Origin of the sequence: Salmonella sp. SAL03688 (assembly GCF_046551895.1) — a bacterium.
Taxonomy (GTDB): domain Bacteria; phylum Pseudomonadota; class Gammaproteobacteria; order Enterobacterales; family Enterobacteriaceae; genus Salmonella; species Salmonella enterica.
In genome coordinates, this window is sequence record NZ_JBGDVI010000079.1 from 1 (window position 1) to 298 (window position 298).

General features: G+C 52.7%; 1 rRNA gene. It reads left to right on the plus strand.

What is annotated here, in order from left to right:
• Positions 1-298: ribosomal RNA gene (locus ACLJR2_RS23805) — 23S ribosomal RNA — on the plus strand; the annotation flags it as partial.

Sequence of the window (298 nt, forward strand, 5' to 3'; positions counted from 1 at the left end):
CAGTACCGTGAGGGAAAGGCGAAAAGAACCCCGGCGAGGGGAGTGAAAAAGAACCTGAAACCGTGTACGTACAAGCAGTGGGAGCCCCACCACCAAAGCGTTTCGCTTTGTGTGGTGCACAAAGAAGCGTAACGACAGCACTGAATGACGGTTAACGGAGCGCAAGCGACGTTCAACATACAAAGTCAAGCAGTGGAGCGCTTTGGGGTGGGGTGACTGCGTACCTTTTGTATAATGGGTCAGCGACTTATATTCTGTAGCAAGGTTAACCGAATAGGGGAGCCGGAGGGAAACCGAG